The organism is Streptomyces sp. NPDC002463, from assembly GCF_042889835.1.
GTDB classification, from domain to species: Bacteria; Actinomycetota; Actinomycetes; order Streptomycetales; family Streptomycetaceae; genus Streptomyces; species Streptomyces nymphaeiformis.
Genome location: NZ_JBIARL010000011.1, coordinates 303,929 through 318,856, shown reverse-complemented (window position 1 = coordinate 318,856; position 14,928 = coordinate 303,929). Strand labels below are relative to the sequence as shown.

Genomic DNA, 14,928 nt, shown 5'->3' with positions numbered 1-14,928 from the left:
GGTGGTGGCCTCGGTCTGGGCCTCGTCGGTGTCCGCCGTTTCCGTGGCGGCGGCCTGCGGCTCGTCGGCAGCCTCCGCTTCCGGCTCGGCCGGGGTCGCGTCGTCTTCGACGGCGGTGTCGGCGTCCGCCGTGACGGCCTCCGGCTCGGCCGGGGTGGTGGCCTCGGTCTGGGCCTCGTCGGTGTCCGCCGTTTCCGTGGCGGCGGCCTGCGGCTCGTCGGCAGCCTCCGCTTCCGGCTCGGCCGGGGTGGTGGCCTCGTCGGCGTCCGCCGGCTCCGTGGCCTCGGCCTGCGGCTCGTCGGCAGCCTCCGCTTCCGGTTCCGCCGGGGTCGTGTCATCCGCGGCGACGGCCGCCTCCGGCTCGGCCGGGGCATCCTCGGACGCGTCCGCGTCCGCCACGGCGACCGGCTCCGTGGCCTCGGCCTGCGGCTCGTCCGCAACCTCCGCTTCCGGCTCCGCGGCGACCGAAGCCTCCGGCTCCGCCGTCTCGGCTGCCCCGTCCGCCGCGACCGGCTCCTCGGCGTTCGACGCCACCGCCGTCTCGGCCGACTCCGCAGCCGTGGCCGTGTCCGTCTCCGCACCCTCCGGCTCGGAAGCCGCGTCCGCCTCGGCCGTCCTCGCCCTCGGGATCTGCGGGTTGTCGAAGGCCGCCGCCACCAGGTCGTCCGCCGCCCGGTGGGCCGCGGTCTCCTTCGACGGAACCGGCTCCGCCGGCTCCTCGGGCGTCACGGTCTCCGAGGCCTTCACGGCCTCTACGGTCTCCGCCTTCTCCACGGACTCACGCGTCTGGGGCGGGACGGAGGTTGCCGGGGACTCCTCGCGGTCCCGGCCGAACACCTTGCGCAGCATGCTCCGAATACCCATGGGCGAACCCTTTCGCATGAGTGGGGGTGCAGTGTGAATGTCCGTACTGGGCGTTTCGGGGCGTTCATCCCTGGCCAGGGCGGACACGTAAGGTTAGCGGCCGCCCCCTCCCCTTCCGGCGACCCGGTCGCCCCCGGTTTCAGCGCTTTCATTCGACGTTCACTCCGGTGCCACGTCACTCCACCCCCAGGCCCTCCCTGAACCTCGTGAACTGTTCCTCCGGGTCCCCCGTGTACGCCCACGGCACCCACGCCGCCCGCTTCCCCAGCATGGTCATCACGTCCTTCGCGATCTCCACCTGGCCCGCGTAACAGGCAGCGTGAGCGAGGAAGTTGAGGTCGCCGACCTCCTCCGGTGCCACCGGGCGGCCCGGGTCCCGGCCGCCGATCCAGCGCGCGAACGTCCGGCGCAGTTCCGTCACGGCCAGTTCGTGCTTCCAGTGCTGGTCGAAGCCGCGCACCGGCCCCCGGCCGAGCGCCCCGTCCGCGATGTACCGGTACTCCTCGACCCGGGCGACCTGCACCAGGACCGGCAGCGAGGAGCCGGGCGGGGCCACGCCCGCCGCGTCGCGGGCGAAGTCGTACATGCTGCCGTGCGTGCCGTGCCACCGCGCCGACCAGTAGCGAAGCACCTGGATGTGCCCCTCGGTGTTGTACGGGTCCCGGCGCCGCAGTTCGTCGAACCAGTGTCTCAGTTCGCGGCGTGCCACCCCGCCCTCGTAGAGCCTGGCCACCGAGAGGAGGGAGACCCACGGCATCGGGTCCGCGGGGGCCGCCTCCGCCGCGCCCCGGCAGGCGTCGACGGCCGCGTCGATCCGGGCCCGTTCGACGACGGCGCCCCGGCCGGCCGCGATGGCCGCGTCGAAGACCCGGACCACCTCGGTCGCGGCCCGCAGCACGGCGGCGTCGGGGCTGCCGGGCTCGGCTGCCCGCCAGGTCTCGACGGTGGAGCTGCCGGCGGCGGCGTGCGAGAGGAGCCGCAGCCGGTGGGTGCGGCGCGCCCAGTCCGTACCGGTGGCGGCGAGCAGGTCCCGTACGCCCTGCCAGCGGCCGATGACGATGTCGTGGCGCGCCTCGGTCAGCGCCCGGTCCCCGAAGTCCGGGTCGAAGTCGGGTACGAAGCGCTCCTGGCGGGACGGGCGCACGGAGCGGCGGCGTACGGCCATCGGGGGCCTCCTTCGGGTTCGGCTTCCGTAGGAAGAAGTCGCTCTGTCCGGTGGGTACGGACGTACCGGCGTCAGAAGTCCGTCGCGTAGCTCTTGTCGCGCGTTCCCGTACGCGGCCGGGTCGCCGGCGCCGAGCCCTCCGCCGCCGCGAGCGCGCGGACCGCGTCGAGGCGGGCCGGGCGGTAGTAGTCGCTGCCCTTCCGCCAGTACACGAGCAGCGGGAGCACGCCGATGAGCAGGCCGCCGAGGCCGATGGCGAGGGCGGTCGTGGAGAGTTCGCCGAGGGAGGCGACGAAGGCCCACAGCATGAACGCGGAGCCGAACAGCGGCCACAGTCCGCCGAGGACGAGGTTCTGCACGGAGCGGAACAGGACCGCCTTGTACGCGACGACGGCGGCGATGCCCGCGAGGCCGTAGTAGAACGCGATCTGGAGGCCGATCGCGGCGACGGCGTCCCTGAGGATCTGCTGCACGGAGCCGGCGGCCGCGGCCGCGCAGAACATCACGAGGGCGGCGCCGCCGACGGCGGCGATCGCGACCCACGGGGTGTTCCAGCGGCGGTGCACGAGACCGAGCGCGGCGGGCAGGGTCCGGTCGCGGCCCATCGCGAACAGCGAGCGGGTGACCTGGAGGAGGGTGGTCTCCAGGGTCGCGACGGTGGACAGGAGGACGGCCACGACGAGCAGTTTGCCGCCGACGCCGGGCCAGATCTCCTCGCCGAGGACGGCGAGGACGTTGGGTCCCGCGGTACGGATCTCCTCGGCGCTCAGCAGCACGTTGACGGCGACGGTGAAGGCCTCGAAGAGGAGGAAGACGAAGCCGACGCCGACGAGCGCGGCGAGTCCGGCGGTGCGGCGGCTGTTCCGGGTCTCCTCGCTGAGGTTGCTGGTGACGTCCCAGCCCCAGTAGTAGAACGCGGCGATCAGCGCCCCGGCGGCGAAGGTGTCGGTCCCGTGGAAGTGGTCGAGGGCGAACCAGGACCAGTCGAAGGCGGTGGCCCGGCCCCGGTGCACGACGGCGGCCAGGACGAAGCCGAGCAGGATCAGCATCTCGGCGCCGGACATCACGAGCTGCGCCCGTACGGTGAGCCGCGCGCCGCCCAGGACGACGAGCAGCATCATCAGGAACCAGGCGGCGCCGACGCCCGCCGCGAGCGGGGTGTTCGCGGCGAGATCCGGGTCGATCAGGGAGAGCGTGAGCGAGCCGGCGGGCAGCGAACCCGCCACCATGAACACGGTGGCGGCGATGACGAGCGCCCAGCCCGAGAGGAAGCCGAGGAAGGGGTGGAGGGTGCGGCCCACCCAGGAGTATCCGGCGCCGGCGTTGACGTCGATACGGCCCAGGCGGGCGTAGGCGAGGACGATGCCGAGCATCGGTATCGCGCAGTAGAGCAGGGCGGCGGGCCCGGCGAGGCCGACCGCGCCGAAGAGGACGGCGGTGGTCGCGGCCAGCGAATAGGCGGGGGCGCTGCCGGCGATGGCCATCACGATCGTGTCGAAGGTACCGAGGACATTGGGCTGGAGCCCTCTGTTCGTGGTGGTGCGCATGGCGGAGTCCTCGGGACGCTGGGGTGGGGCAGGACGAGGCGGCGGAGCGAAGCGTCAGGCATTCCGGGCCGGTTGGGGCCGACGGATCGAGCGCATCGTAGTCGTACCGTGGCGTTCCGGTAATGGCGGTGGGGAAGGTTCCATTCCGTAACCGCCGGTAAGTCCTTCCGCGCGCCCCCCGGGAGACGTTTACCGCAGGTCGGGACTGGCAATGGCGCGGGCCGCGCTCACCTCCGAACGGAGCGGCGCCAGGACTCCGTTCTCGTCGCCGGGGAGCTCCGCGCGGACCTCCACGAGGGTGTCCGTGCCGCGCAGCCCGTCCGCGAGCTCGCGCAACTCCCGCTCCACGGCGGCCACCTCGGCCGGGTCGGGCGCCGGGGCACCGTGGTCGACCCGGATCCGGGCGGCGGTCGTCGCGTCCACGATCCGCTCCACGGCGACGACCAGCGGCCACCAGGCGGCGGCGCGGGCGCCCGTCGGCGGCGGTTCGGTCAGGGCCCGCTGGAACTCGGAGCGGACCGTCGACAGGTCCCGGTACAGCTTCCGGCGGGCGCGGAGGCGCGCGCCCTGGTCCGGGCCGCCCCCGCCGAAGGCCCGCGCCACGTACGCGGCGGTGTCCGCGACCGCGTCCGCGAGCCGGTCCCCGATCCGGGAGTGCCAGGACTCGGGCCAGAGCAGATAGCCGGCGATCAGCGCGATCGCGCAGCCGATCAGCGAGTCGTAGAGGCGGGGCAGGACGAGGTCGAAGCCCTGGTGGTTGAGCGTGTCGGAGAGCAGCAGGATGACCGGGGTGATGGCCGCGGTCTGGAAGGCGTACCCCTTCGCGGAGGACGCCGGGATCAGCGCCGCCAGCACGGCCATCACCGGCACGTCCCACCAGCCGCGCGGCACCTCGGAGAGGACGAGCGCGGCCAGGACGAGTCCGGCGGCGGTGCCGGCGGCGCGGAGCACGGCCCGCGAGAAGACCGAGCCGAAGTCGGGCTTCATGACGAAGGTGACGGTGAGGGGGATCCAGTACGAGCGGGGGACCGGGATCAGGGAGACGAAGGCCTGGGCGAGGCCGATGCAGAGCGCGAGCCGCAGGCCGTACCGCCAGGACGCCTCGGAGAGCAGCACCGCGCGGGCGGCCCGGCGGGCCCGGACGCGGAGCGCGGCGGGGCGGCCGAGGCGGTCGTCGACGTTGTACGGGTCGGGGTCCGCCTTGTGGACGACAGCCGCCGCGTGCCGCAGGGCGTGGTCGACCGCCTTCTCGGCGGGCCGCTCGGGAACGGGCAGGTCGTCGAGCACGGGGGCGCCCGTGCGGCCCTCCTCGACGGCGTCCGCGAGCTCCCGCACGGCCGCCGGGATCGCCGGGGACAGCGGGCCGACGAGCCGGGCCCTCAGATGCGCGGCGGCGGCGGCCTCGACGAGCGGGATGACGACGTTCAGCTGGGCCAGGATCCGCACCAGCGGCGCGGCCCGGCCGTGCTGGCGGGCGCGGTGGGCGAGGACCAGGTCGTACGCCTGGTTGAGGGAGGCGGTGACGGTCTGCCGTTTCTTCTCGTACTGGTCCGTTCCGGTCGCCTCGTACAGATCGGCGACGGTCCGGTAGGTCGCGGCCACGGCGGCCCGCTCGGGGGCGACGCGGCGCATCGGCCAGCCGAGGAGCGTCAGGGCGAGGACGAAGAGGCCGCCGAGGCCGAGCAGGACCGGGGCCTTCCACCAGGGGTCGGGCATGGGCAGGCCCGCGCCGACGACGGCGTTGAGGAGGAGCAGCAGGCCGGACACGGAGGCGACCGCGCCGATCGAGGAGATCATCCCGGAGACGAGCGCGACGACGGTGAGGACGGCGACGGCGACCCATCCCTCCCCGTGGACGAGGGTCCCGAGGGTCACGCCGAGCGCGCCGAACGCCTGCGGCACCGCGATGTTGAAGACCCGCATCCGGTAGGCGTCGGCGGTGTCGCCGATGACGCCGGACAGCGCGCCCATCGAGACCAGCGCGCCGTACGCGGGCCGCCCCGCCGCGAGGCCCACCGCGAGCGGCACGGACAGCGCGATCGCCGCGCGGGCGACGGCGGCCCAGGGGATCGGCGCGGGGGCCGGCTTGAGGCCGGCGGTGAGCCAGGCGGGCGGGGTGCCCCGTACGGACCGCTCCATGCGACCAACGTACGCCGGGCCCCTGTGGCTAGTTGCGGTAGGACTCGACCTCGGACGGCGGGCGGAGGGCCGCCGTGTCCGGGTCCTCGCCGAACTCGGCCTTCGCGCGGCGCTGCCTCAGCAGGTCCCAGCACTGGTCGAGGCGGATCTCCAGCTCGGCGAGGCGGGCGCGCTCCTCGGGGGGCAGGCCGCCCGTTCCCGCGCGCTCGCGCAGGGCGCGCTCCTCCTCGACGAGGGCGCCGATGTCGTCCAGGATCTCGTCGTTGTCCATGCCTTCCAGCGTGGCGGATCGACGCGCTGCCCGCAGGTCGAGCCCCTCCGTGTGGGGCCCGCGCCCCGCCCGTGTGGGCAATCGTCCCGCTGGGGCGAGGGGGGTCCCCCTGATCGAGCGAAGCCGAGAGCTCGGGGGAGGGTGGGCACACGGGACGGCGCCCTCAGCGGCGCCTCCGCGTTCCGCGCCTGGACCCGCACCGCGTGCACGGCGCACGTGTGGTGCGGGTCCGGGCTCGGGAGCCTCTGGCGCCGGCAAGGGCGCCGTTCCGTTGTGCCCACCCGTTCCGCCCCGGCGGAACGCATGCCCACAACGGGGCGGGGCGGCGGTCTCAGTGGCGCAGGGCCTGTGCGATCTCCGCCTTCGACGCCCCCGAGAGCGTCCGGTTGCTGCGGGCCGTGCCCGTCTTGGACTTGCCCGGTTCGACGCCGTCGATGTTCAGGATGACGACGTCGAGCAGATTGCCGTCGGCGTCACGGAAGTTGACCATGATCGTGTAGTCGGCGGTCTTGTCCTTGGGGTTCGTCGCGGTGATCTCCGCGACCGTCCGGTCCCCGTCGGTGCTCGTCGCCCCGGCGCGGACGTCCCCGGTGGCGTTCACCCCGTCCTTGACCTCGTTCATCTTCTCCTGGGCGGCGGAGGCGACGGCCGCGGTGGCGGACGAGACGATCTCGCCCGCCTTGTTCTTGGCGGTGTCGCAGCCCGTGAGGGCGAGGAGCACCGTCGCGGCGAGCGCGACCCCGGTCCTGGTGCGTCGCATGGGCCGGCGCCTCAGTACCGCTCGTCCGTGCCGTACGCGTCGTCCGTGGCCAGCGCCCAGATCACGAAGATCGAGATGGCCATCGAGAACAGCGCCCACCACGGCTGGTAGGGGAGGAAGAGGAACTGGAAGAGGACGTTGAGGGAGGCCAGGGAGATACCGGCGATCCGGCCCCACTCGGCGCCCCGGAGGATGCCGAAGCCGGCGATGGCGACGATGACGCCGAGGATGAGGTGGATCCATCCCCAGGTGGTGAGGTTGAACTTGAAGACGTAGTCGCCGATGCGGGTGTAGACGTCGTCCTCGGCGATGCCTGCGATGCCCTGGAAGACGTCCATGAAGCCGGTGACCAGCATGAGGACGCCGGCGAAGAGGGTCCCTCCGGAGGCCCAGGCGCCAGAGGTGCTCTGCTGGGGGGCCGCCTTGCGGGGTGCGGTGTTCTGGCTCATGGCCCCATCGTGGGAGCGTTCGTACGATTCCGAACTTTCAACTGGGCCGAACGAGTGAGCGCAGGAAGGCGTCGAGGGCCGCGTCGAACTCCTCGGGCCGCTCCAGGTTGGGCAGGTGGGCGGCCCGTTCGATCACGGTGAGCGTGGAGTGGGGCAGCAGGGCGTGCATCTCCTCCGCGTCCGCCACCGGGGTGTACGTGTCGTCCCGGCCGACGACGACGAGCGCGGGCACCGTGAGGGCGCCGAGCGTCTCCCGGTAGTCGGGGCGCTCGGCCCGGCCGCGCAGGGCGGCCGCCGCGGCGACCGGGTCGGTGGCGCACATCATGCGGTGGACGTGCGGTGCGGCGTGCGTGTTGTACGGGGCGACCATCCGGTCGAGGACCTCGTCGGCGTACCCGCGCATGCCCTCCCGCAGGAGCCGGTCGGCCATGGCGTTCCGGGCCTTCCTGCCGTCCTCGGTCTCGGCGGCCGGGAAGGTGTCGGCGAGGACGAGGCCCCGGACCCGCCCGGGGTGACGGCGGACGAACTCCATGGCGATCTGGCCGCCCATGGAGAGGCCGGCGACGACGCAGTCGTCGATCCCGAGGGCGTCGAGGAGACCGGCCAGGTCCTCGGCGAAGTCGCCGAGGAGGGTGGAGCCGGTGCTCGCGCCGAGAGGTGTGGCGCCGTAACCCCGCAGGTCGGGGGCGATGACGCGGTGTCCGGTGCGGGAGAAGCGGTCGATCTGCGGCTGCCACATGGTGTGGTCGAAGGGGTGGCCGTGGACGAGGAGGAGGGCGGGGCCGGTGCCCCGGTCCTCGTGGAAGGTGTGTGCGGCGACGGGCATGACGGCAGGCTAGGCAGCCGCAACTCCTCGGTGCAATAAGATCTTTGCTCTCGGTGCAATGGGGGAGGGGCCGGAGATGGACGAGTACCGGAGGATCGCGGACCGGGTCGAGGCCGCGGTGCGGGACGGGCGACTGCGCCCCGGCGACCGGCTGCCGCCCCAGCGGATCTTCGCCCGCCGCCACGGCATCGCGAACTCGACCGCGATCCGGGTGTACGGGGAGCTGGCCCGACGTGGCCTCGTCGTCGGCGAGGTCGGACGCGGCACCTTCGTCCGCGCCGCGCCCCCGCTGCCCGGACCCGCGCTCGCCGAGGCGACCGGCGCCGCGCCCGTCGACCTCCAGCTCAACTACCCCGTCGCCGAAGGACAGTCGGACCTGATGGCCCGCGCCCTCGCCGCGCTCGCCCGGCCCGACGTGCTCACCGAGGCCGTCTCCCGGCCCGCCCCCGCCGGCGGCACCCCGGAGGCCCGGGAAGCGGCCGCCGCCGTCCTCGCCCGGCCCGGCTGGGCCCCGGACCCCGACGGCGTCCTCTTCGCCGGCAACGCCCGCCAGGCCCTCGCCGCCGCGCTCTCCGCCCTCGTCCCGCCCGGCGGCCGCCTCGGCGTCGAAGTGCTCACGTACCCCCTGGTCAAAGCGGTCGCCGAACGGCTCGGCATCCGGCTCGTCCCGCTCGCCCTCGACGCCGAAGGCGTACGCCCCGAGGCCCTGGAGGCCGCCCACCGGGCCGCGCCGCTCGCCGCCGTCTACCTCCAGCCCACCCTGCACAACCCGCTCTCCGCCACCGCCGGGGAAGGGCGGCGATCCGAACTCGCCGAGCTGCTCCGCCGCCTGGAGCTGACCGCCGTCGAGGACACCACCTGGGCGTTCCTCGCCCCCGACGCGCCCGCGCCGCTCGCCGCGCACGCCCCCGAGCAGGTCCTCCTCGTCGACAGCCTCTCCAAGCGGCTCGCCCCCGGACTCACCGTCGGCTACCTCGTGGTCCCCGCCCGGCTCCGCACCGCCGCCGCCGACGCCCTGCGCTCCGGCGCCTGGACGGCCGGCGGGCTCGCCCTCGCCGCCGCCACCCGCTGGACCGGCGACGGCACCGTCGCCGAGGCCGTCGCCGCGAAACGGGCCGACACCGGGGTCCGGCACGCCCTGCTCCGGCGCCGCCTCGCCGGACACGCGCTCCGGACCTCCCCGCACGCCTACTACTGCTGGTGGGAGCTGCCCGCGCCCTGGCGCGCCGAGACCTTCACGGCCGCGGCCGCCGCGCGGGCGGGCGTGGCCGTCACCCCCGGCAGCGCCTTCGCCGTCGGCCGCGCCGCCGCGCCCGACGCCGTCCGGCTCGGCCTCGCGTCGCCGCCGGTCGCGGTCCTGGACGAGGCCCTGGCCCGACTGGCCGAGGTGGCCGCCTCGGGCCCGTGATCCACTTGCGGGGTACGGGGCGCGGGTGTGCCCTGGAGGGTGCGGGAACCCGGAACCAGGGGGGACGGACACGAAGGAGCTCCTGCCATGGCCGCACACGCAGCGGTGCCCGTCCGGCGCTCATTCAGCACGCACGGCTGGGCCGTCCCGGTGACGATCGGCATCCTGTACGGCCTGTACGCGCCGGTGATCGTCCGAGACGGAGGCGCGCTCAGCTGGGGACAGTTCTGGCTGGGCCTCATCTCCGCCGTCGTCGTCGCCGTCGGGATGTACGCCCTCCGGCGCTACGGCCACGTCCTGCCCCGCGAACTGCGGGGCACTGCCTGGGGCGCCTACGCGGGCATCGCGATCGGCTTCCTGTACAGCCTCTCGGGCGCGAGCATCTACTCGTCGGTGCTGCTGGGGCTGATCGTGGGGGCGGTCGCGGGCGGCTCGGCGTTCTACCTCTTCTACACCCACGAGGACGCGACGGGACACCCGGCGCCGTACTGACGGGCCCCGTTGTGGACGTCCGCCCCGCCCCGTGTGGGCAGTCGTCCCGCCCCGGCGGAACGACTGCCCACAACGGGCGGGGCCGCTACGCCGCCCCCCGCGGCGTCGTCTGCTGCACCGACCACCGGTTGCCGTCCGGGTCCTCGAAGTAGACGAAGGACCCCCACGGCTGGTCGGAGATGTCGCTGACCTCGATCCCCCGGGCCGTCAGGTCCGCGTGGGCCTCCTCGATGTCGGTGACGACGACCTGCATGTTGTCCAGCGAGCCGGGGGCCATCGCGGTGATGCCCTTGCCGAGGGCGATCGAGCAGGCCGAGCCGGGCGGGGTGAGCTGGACGAAGCGGATGTCCTCGCTGACCGTGACGTCGTGGTCGGCGTGGAAGCCGACCCGTTCGTAGAAGGCCTTGGCCCGGTCGATGTCGGTGACGGGGACGCCGATGAGCTCCAGTCTGATGTCCATGGTCAGGACCGCACCTCGCCCCGTACGACCACGACCGGGCACGGTGCGTGCTGGGTGACGTGGGCGGAGACCGAGCCGAGGACGGCCGCCTTGAACCCGCTGTAGCCGCGGTCGCCGACGACGAGGAGGCTCGCGCCGTCGGCCGCGTCGATGAGGGCCTGGGTGGCGTTGGCGCCGACGACCGTACGGGTGGTGGCGGCGGCCTCCTCGGGGGTGAGGGTGGCGTCGAGCGCCTGGTCGAGGATCTGCTTGGCGAGCTGCTCGGGGTCGTACTGGAGCGGGACGCCGGGCATCACCGACGCCCACACCGCCGGGTAGTCCCAGCTGATCACCGCCTGGAGCGGGCCCCCGGTGAGGGCGGCCTGTGCGGCCGCCCACTTCAGGGCCTTCAGGGAAGGCTCCGATCCGTCCACGCCCACCACGATCCTGCCGCCGGCCATCGCCGACCTCCGTTTCGTCGCTGCCAGTGGACCTAACGTAACAAAACAGGTCAGTCCAGGCGCAGATCCGCCAGCTGCTTCTCGAACGGGACGATCTCCTCGTCGTCGGTCCGCCGGGCCGGACGGGCGGCCACCGTGTCCGCGAACTCGTTGCCCGCGCGGGTGATCCGGGCCGGCAGCCCCTCGGTGTACTCGTCGCCGCCCGAGCCCCAGTCCTCCGAGGCCGCGTAGACCGCGGTGGGGGAGACGGAGGCGCGGAGGTAGGCGAAGAGCGGGCGCAGGGCGTGGTCCAGGACCAGGGAGTGGCGGGCCGTGCCGCCGGTCGCGCCGATGAGGACCGGGGTCCCGGTCAGCGCGGACGGGTCGACGAGGTCGAAGAAGGACTTGAACAGGCCGCTGTAGGAGGCGGTGAAGACCGGCGTCACCGCGATGACTCCGTCCGCCGACGTCACCTTCTCGATGGCCTCCTCCAGCGCCGCCGACGGGAAGCCCGTCACGAAGTTCTTCGCGATGTCGACGGCCAGGTCGCGCAGTTCGACGACCTCGACGTCGACGGCGTACTCCTGCTCGGCCAGCCGGTACCGGGCGGCCTGGAGCAGCCGGTCGGCGAGCAGCCGGGTGGAGGAGGGCGCGCTGAGTCCGGCGGACACGGCGACCAGCTTCAACGTCTGCATGGCGTCAGACCTCCTGGGTGGTGCGGGTGACGGCGGGGTGGAGCGGGGCGGTCTCCGGGACTCCGGCGGGCCGCAGGTTCGCGAACTCCTTGCGCAGCACCGGGACGACCTCCTCGCCGAGCAGGTCGAGCTGCTCCAGGACCGTCTTGAGGGGCAGTCCGGCGTGGTCGACGAGGAACAGCTGGCGCTGGTAGTCGCCGACGTAGTCGCGGAAGGACAGGGTGCGCTCGATGATCTCCTGCGGGGAGCCGACGGTCAGCGGGGTCTCGCGGGTGAACTCCTCCAGGGAGGGGCCGTGGCCGTAGACCGGCGCGTTGTCGAAGTACGGGCGGAACTCCCGTACCGCGTCCTGCGAGTTCTTCCTGAGGAATACCTGGCCGCCGAGTCCGACGATCGCCTGCTCGGGGGTGCCGTGGCCGTAGTGCGCGTACCGCTGGCGGTAGAGCCGGACCATCTTCTCGGTGTGCTGCTTGGGCCAGAAGATGTGGTTGGCGAAGAAGCCGTCGCCGTAGTAGGCGGCCTGTTCGGCGATCTCGGGGGAGCGGATGGAGCCGTGCCAGACGAACGGCGGGACGCCGTCGAGCGGGCGCGGGGTGGACGTGAAGCCCTGGAGGGCGCTGCGGAACTTGCCCTCCCAGTCGACGACGTCCTCCCTCCACAGCTTGTGGAGGAGCGCGTAGTTCTCGATGGCGAGCGGGATGCCCTGGCGGATGTCCTGGCCGAACCACGGGTAGACCGGGCCGGTGTTGCCGCGGCCCATCATCAGGTCCACGCGGCCGTCGGCGAGGTGCTGGAGGGTCGCGTAGTCCTCGGCGATCTTCACCGGGTCGTTGGTGGTGATCAGGGTGGTCGAGGTCGACAGGATCAGGTTCTCCGTGCGGGCGGCTATGTGCCCGAGGAGCGTCGTCGGGGAGGACGGGACGAACGGCGGGTTGTGGTGCTCGCCGGTCGCGAAGACGTCGAGCCCGACCTCCTCGGCCTTGAGCGCGATCGCGACGGTGTTCTTGATGCGCTCGTGCTCCGTGGGGGTGCGGCCGGTGGTGGGGTCGGTCGTCACGTCGCCGACGGTGAAGATCCCGAACTGCATCGTGCTCACCTCTCGCGTTTCCGAGTCGATCCGACTCAGTGGTTGAAGCTTAAACTATCCGCTCCAACGGCGCGACCCCCTCCTCTATTCCGGCCGCCCGTACCCTGGAGGGCATGGCCGGGAAGACGTACGACAACGAGCGCTGGAAGGAGCGGGGCGTGATGCTCCGCGTCTTCGTGTACGTCTTCGCCACACACGCCTTCGCCGGCTTCGTCTGGCTCCTCTTCCACGTCGGGCAGAACGCCCCGAAGTAAGGCCCGACCAGGGCTCACGTAGAGTCCCCCGCGTGAACGCTGCGATATCGGTGGTCTCGGTCGTCGGGATCGGTGCGGACGGCTGGGACGGGCTCCCCGAGAGCGCCCGCCGCGCGCTGCGCGCCGCCGAGGTCCTGCTCGGCGCCCCCCGCCAGCTCGGCCTCCTCCCGGAGGACGACTGCCCCGGCGAGCGGATCGCCTGGCCCTCGCCCCTCCGCCCCGCCGTCCCCGGACTGCTCGCCGCCCACGAGGGCCGCGCGATCGCCGTCCTCGCCAGCGGTGACCCCTCCTTCCACGGCATCGCCCGCACCCTCGCGGAGACCGTCGGCGCCGACCGCCTCCGCATCCACCCCCACCCGTCCTCCGTCTCGTACGCCTGCGCCCGGCTCGGCTGGCCCCTCGAAGCCGTCGAGACCCTCTCGCTCGTCGCCAGGCCCCTCGCCGCGCTCTCCGCCGCCCTCCACGAGGGCCGGCGCCTCCTCGTGCTCAGCGAAGGCGCCGACACGGCCGCGCGGGTCGCGGAGCTGCTGCGCGACACCGGTTGGGGCGGCACCCGCATCCGCGTCCTCGAACAGCTCGGCGGCCCCGCCGAGCGGCTCCTCGACGGGACCGCCGCCGACTGGCCGCACGAGCGCACCGACCCCCTCAACGTCCTCGCCCTCGACTGCGCCCGCGACCCCGGCACCCTCCGGCTCGGCGCCGCGCCCGGACTCCCGGACGAGGCCTACGAGCACGACGGCCAGCTCACCAAGCGGTACGTGCGCGCCGCCACCCTCGCCGCCCTCGCCCCCGCCCCCGGCGAACTCCTCTGGGACGTCGGCGGCGGCTCCGGCTCCATCGGCGTCGAATGGATGCGGACCCACCGCTCCTGCCGGGCGATCGCCGTCGAGAAGTCGCCCGAGCGGGCCGCCCGCATCACCCGCAACGCCGCGGCCCTCGGCGTACCCGGCCTGAAGGTCGTCACCGGACCGGCGCCGGCGGCGCTGTCCGGCCTGGAGACGCCGTCCGCGGTCTTCATCGGCGGCGGCCTCACCGCCCCCGGCCTCCTCGACACCTGCTGGGAGGCCCTGCCGCCCGGCGGCCGGCTCGTCGCCAACACCGTGACGCTGGAGTCCGAGGCGCTGCTCGCCCGGTGGTACGGCCGCCACGGCGGCGAACTGATCCGGCTCGCCGTCTCCACCGCCGTGCCCGTGGGCGGCTTCACCGGCTGGCGCCAGGCCATGCCCGTCACCCAGTGGTCCGTAACGAAGGGTTGTACCGACTCATGACCGTCTACTTCATCGGCGCGGGCCCCGGCGCGGCCGACCTGATCACCGTGCGCGGCGCGCGGACCCTCGCGAAGTGCGGGGTCTGCCTCTACGCCGGCTCGCTCGTGCCCACCGAGCTGCTCGCCGAGTGCCCGCCGGACGCGAAGCTCGTCGACACGGCCAACCTCGACCTGGACCGGATCGTCGCCGAGATCGTCGCGGCCCACGAGGCAGGCCAGGACGTCGCCCGGCTCCACTCCGGCGACCCGTCCGTCTTCAGCGCGGTCGCCGAGCAGATGCGCCGCCTGGACGCGGTCGGCATCCCGTACGAGGTCGTGCCCGGCGTCCCGGCCTTCGCGGCGGCCGCCGCCGCGCTCAAGCGGGAGCTGACGGTCCCGACCGTCGGCCAGACGGTGATCCTCACCCGCATCGCCCAGCAGGCCACCCCGATGCCGGAGGGCGAGGACCTCGCGACGCTCGGCCGCAGCGGCGCCCTGCTCGTCCTCCACCTCGCCGCGCGCTACGTCGACCGGGTCGTCGGCGAACTCGTCCCCCACTACGGCGCCGACTGCCCGGCCGCCGTCGTCGCCATGGCCAGCCGGCCGGACGAGGTGGTCCTGCGGGGCACCCTGGAGGACATCGCGGAGCAGACGAAGACGGCGGGCATCACGAAGACGGCCGTCATCATCGTCGGCCGCACGCTGGCGGCCTCGGAGTTCCGCGACAGCCACCTGTACGACCCGGCGCGCGACCGCCACGTCTGCTGACGGCTCCCGGCAGGGGCCGTACCCGCTGACGTACGGCACGACGGAGGCCGGACCCCCACACGGGTCCGGCCTCCGTCA

Annotated in this window: 16 protein-coding genes and 1 pseudogene; 5 read left to right on the top strand and 12 right to left on the bottom strand. The window is 73.7% G+C overall.

Annotation, left to right across the window (positions count from 1 at the left end):
- The 8 genes and pseudogenes from ACFYX3_RS23870 to ACFYX3_RS23835 all read right to left on the bottom strand — a co-directional run.
- Window positions 1–864, bottom strand: a pseudogene (locus ACFYX3_RS23870) (hypothetical protein); the annotation flags it as partial.
- Window positions 865–1,039: 175 nt separating this feature from the next.
- Window positions 1,040–2,029 (bottom strand): hypothetical protein, encoded by a 990-nt coding sequence (locus ACFYX3_RS23865; RefSeq protein WP_389016656.1) that lies wholly within the window; start codon window positions 2,027–2,029, stop codon window positions 1,040–1,042.
- Window positions 2,030–2,100: 71 nt separating this feature from the next.
- Complete coding sequence (locus ACFYX3_RS23860; protein ID WP_389016653.1) at window positions 2,101–3,576, bottom strand: APC family permease; 1,476 nt, start codon at window positions 3,574–3,576, stop codon at window positions 2,101–2,103.
- Between the two features lie 189 nt (window positions 3,577–3,765).
- Window positions 3,766–5,715 carry an FUSC family protein gene (locus tag ACFYX3_RS23855; RefSeq protein WP_389016650.1) on the bottom strand — a complete coding sequence of 650 codons (1,950 nt, stop codon included), beginning with the start codon at window positions 5,713–5,715 and terminating at the stop codon, window positions 3,766–3,768.
- Between the two features lie 28 nt (window positions 5,716–5,743).
- A complete protein-coding gene (locus ACFYX3_RS23850; protein WP_376583356.1) occupies window positions 5,744–5,986 on the bottom strand; it encodes a DUF2630 family protein in 243 nt (80 codons plus the stop codon).
- Window positions 5,987–6,317: 331 nt separating this feature from the next.
- Window positions 6,318–6,746: a hypothetical protein gene (locus ACFYX3_RS23845; RefSeq protein ID WP_389016647.1), complete on the bottom strand. Its 429-nt coding sequence runs from the start codon at window positions 6,744–6,746 to the stop codon at window positions 6,318–6,320.
- A gap of 11 nt (window positions 6,747–6,757) precedes the next feature.
- Window positions 6,758–7,195 (bottom strand): hypothetical protein, encoded by a 438-nt coding sequence (locus ACFYX3_RS23840; RefSeq protein WP_376583352.1) that lies wholly within the window; start codon window positions 7,193–7,195, stop codon window positions 6,758–6,760.
- A gap of 37 nt (window positions 7,196–7,232) precedes the next feature.
- Entirely contained in the window at window positions 7,233–8,021 is a 789-nt protein-coding gene (locus tag ACFYX3_RS23835) for an alpha/beta fold hydrolase (RefSeq protein WP_389016642.1), read from the bottom strand.
- Window positions 8,022–8,097: 76 nt separating this feature from the next.
- Here ACFYX3_RS23835 and ACFYX3_RS23830 point away from each other — a divergent pair, with 76 nt between their 5' ends.
- Both ACFYX3_RS23830 and ACFYX3_RS23825 read left to right on the top strand, forming a co-directional pair.
- Complete coding sequence (locus ACFYX3_RS23830; RefSeq protein WP_389016639.1) at window positions 8,098–9,429, top strand: PLP-dependent aminotransferase family protein; 1,332 nt, start codon at window positions 8,098–8,100, stop codon at window positions 9,427–9,429.
- A gap of 87 nt (window positions 9,430–9,516) precedes the next feature.
- A complete protein-coding gene (locus ACFYX3_RS23825) occupies window positions 9,517–9,921 on the top strand; it encodes a hypothetical protein (RefSeq protein WP_389016636.1) in 405 nt (134 codons plus the stop codon).
- Between the two features lie 85 nt (window positions 9,922–10,006).
- Here the strand turns inward: ACFYX3_RS23825 and ACFYX3_RS23820 are convergent, their stop codons facing one another.
- Genes ACFYX3_RS23820 through ACFYX3_RS23805 form a run of 4 tightly spaced genes read right to left on the bottom strand, consistent with a single transcriptional unit; the run spans window position 10,007 to window position 12,582 of the window.
- The gene (locus ACFYX3_RS23820) at window positions 10,007–10,381 is read right to left on the bottom strand and encodes a VOC family protein (protein WP_389016633.1); all 375 of its coding nucleotides are present in this window, start codon (window positions 10,379–10,381) and stop codon (window positions 10,007–10,009) included.
- Between the two features lie 2 nt (window positions 10,382–10,383).
- Window positions 10,384–10,821, bottom strand: coding sequence for a universal stress protein (locus ACFYX3_RS23815; RefSeq protein ID WP_389016631.1), 438 nt, complete (start codon window positions 10,819–10,821; stop codon window positions 10,384–10,386).
- A 50-nt stretch (window positions 10,822–10,871) separates the two neighbouring features.
- Window positions 10,872–11,495 (bottom strand): FMN reductase, encoded by a 624-nt coding sequence (locus tag ACFYX3_RS23810; RefSeq protein WP_359517132.1) that lies wholly within the window; start codon window positions 11,493–11,495, stop codon window positions 10,872–10,874.
- A 4-nt stretch (window positions 11,496–11,499) separates the two neighbouring features.
- A complete protein-coding gene (locus ACFYX3_RS23805; protein WP_382656336.1) occupies window positions 11,500–12,582 on the bottom strand; it encodes an LLM class flavin-dependent oxidoreductase in 1,083 nt (360 codons plus the stop codon).
- A gap of 113 nt (window positions 12,583–12,695) precedes the next feature.
- Between ACFYX3_RS23805 and ACFYX3_RS23800 the strand changes: the two genes are divergently transcribed.
- From ACFYX3_RS23800 to cobM, 3 genes are read left to right on the top strand one after another with little or no spacing between them, the layout of a single operon-like run.
- Window positions 12,696–12,836, top strand: a complete 141-nt coding sequence (locus ACFYX3_RS23800) for a DUF6126 family protein (protein ID WP_352029168.1) — start codon at window positions 12,696–12,698, stop codon at window positions 12,834–12,836.
- A 32-nt stretch (window positions 12,837–12,868) separates the two neighbouring features.
- The gene (gene cbiE, locus ACFYX3_RS23795; protein ID WP_389016627.1) at window positions 12,869–14,104 is read left to right on the top strand and encodes a precorrin-6y C5,15-methyltransferase (decarboxylating) subunit CbiE; all 1,236 of its coding nucleotides are present in this window, start codon (window positions 12,869–12,871) and stop codon (window positions 14,102–14,104) included.
- Window positions 14,101–14,850, top strand: a complete 750-nt coding sequence (gene cobM, locus ACFYX3_RS23790) for a precorrin-4 C(11)-methyltransferase (RefSeq protein ID WP_389016624.1) — start codon at window positions 14,101–14,103, stop codon at window positions 14,848–14,850. The genes cbiE and cobM overlap by 4 nt, the downstream gene beginning before the upstream one ends.
- Window positions 14,851–14,928: the final 78 nt, after the last annotated feature.

Bases quoted from the DNA above. Each gene is read 5' to 3' on its own strand.
- ACFYX3_RS23865 (WP_389016656.1), bottom strand. From the start codon at position 2,029: ATGGCCGTACGCCGCCGCTCCGTGCGCCCGTCCCGCCAGGAGCGCTTC.
- ACFYX3_RS23860 (WP_389016653.1), bottom strand. From the start codon at position 3,576: ATGCGCACCACCACGAACAGAGGGCTCCAGCCCAATGTCCTCGGTACC.
- ACFYX3_RS23855 (WP_389016650.1), bottom strand. From the start codon at position 5,715: ATGGAGCGGTCCGTACGGGGCACCCCGCCCGCCTGGCTCACCGCCGGC.
- ACFYX3_RS23850 (WP_376583356.1), bottom strand. From the start codon at position 5,986: ATGGACAACGACGAGATCCTGGACGACATCGGCGCCCTCGTCGAGGAG.
- ACFYX3_RS23845 (WP_389016647.1), bottom strand. From the start codon at position 6,746: ATGCGACGCACCAGGACCGGGGTCGCGCTCGCCGCGACGGTGCTCCTC.
- ACFYX3_RS23840 (WP_376583352.1), bottom strand. From the start codon at position 7,195: ATGAGCCAGAACACCGCACCCCGCAAGGCGGCCCCCCAGCAGAGCACC.
- ACFYX3_RS23835 (WP_389016642.1), bottom strand. From the start codon at position 8,021: ATGCCCGTCGCCGCACACACCTTCCACGAGGACCGGGGCACCGGCCCC.
- ACFYX3_RS23830 (WP_389016639.1), top strand. From the start codon at position 8,098: ATGGACGAGTACCGGAGGATCGCGGACCGGGTCGAGGCCGCGGTGCGG.
- ACFYX3_RS23825 (WP_389016636.1), top strand. From the start codon at position 9,517: ATGGCCGCACACGCAGCGGTGCCCGTCCGGCGCTCATTCAGCACGCAC.
- ACFYX3_RS23820 (WP_389016633.1), bottom strand. From the start codon at position 10,381: ATGGACATCAGACTGGAGCTCATCGGCGTCCCCGTCACCGACATCGAC.
- ACFYX3_RS23815 (WP_389016631.1), bottom strand. From the start codon at position 10,821: ATGGCCGGCGGCAGGATCGTGGTGGGCGTGGACGGATCGGAGCCTTCC.
- ACFYX3_RS23810 (WP_359517132.1), bottom strand. From the start codon at position 11,495: ATGCAGACGTTGAAGCTGGTCGCCGTGTCCGCCGGACTCAGCGCGCCC.
- ACFYX3_RS23805 (WP_382656336.1), bottom strand. From the start codon at position 12,582: ATGCAGTTCGGGATCTTCACCGTCGGCGACGTGACGACCGACCCCACC.
- ACFYX3_RS23800 (WP_352029168.1), top strand. From the start codon at position 12,696: ATGGCCGGGAAGACGTACGACAACGAGCGCTGGAAGGAGCGGGGCGTG.
- cobM (WP_389016624.1), top strand. From the start codon at position 14,101: ATGACCGTCTACTTCATCGGCGCGGGCCCCGGCGCGGCCGACCTGATC.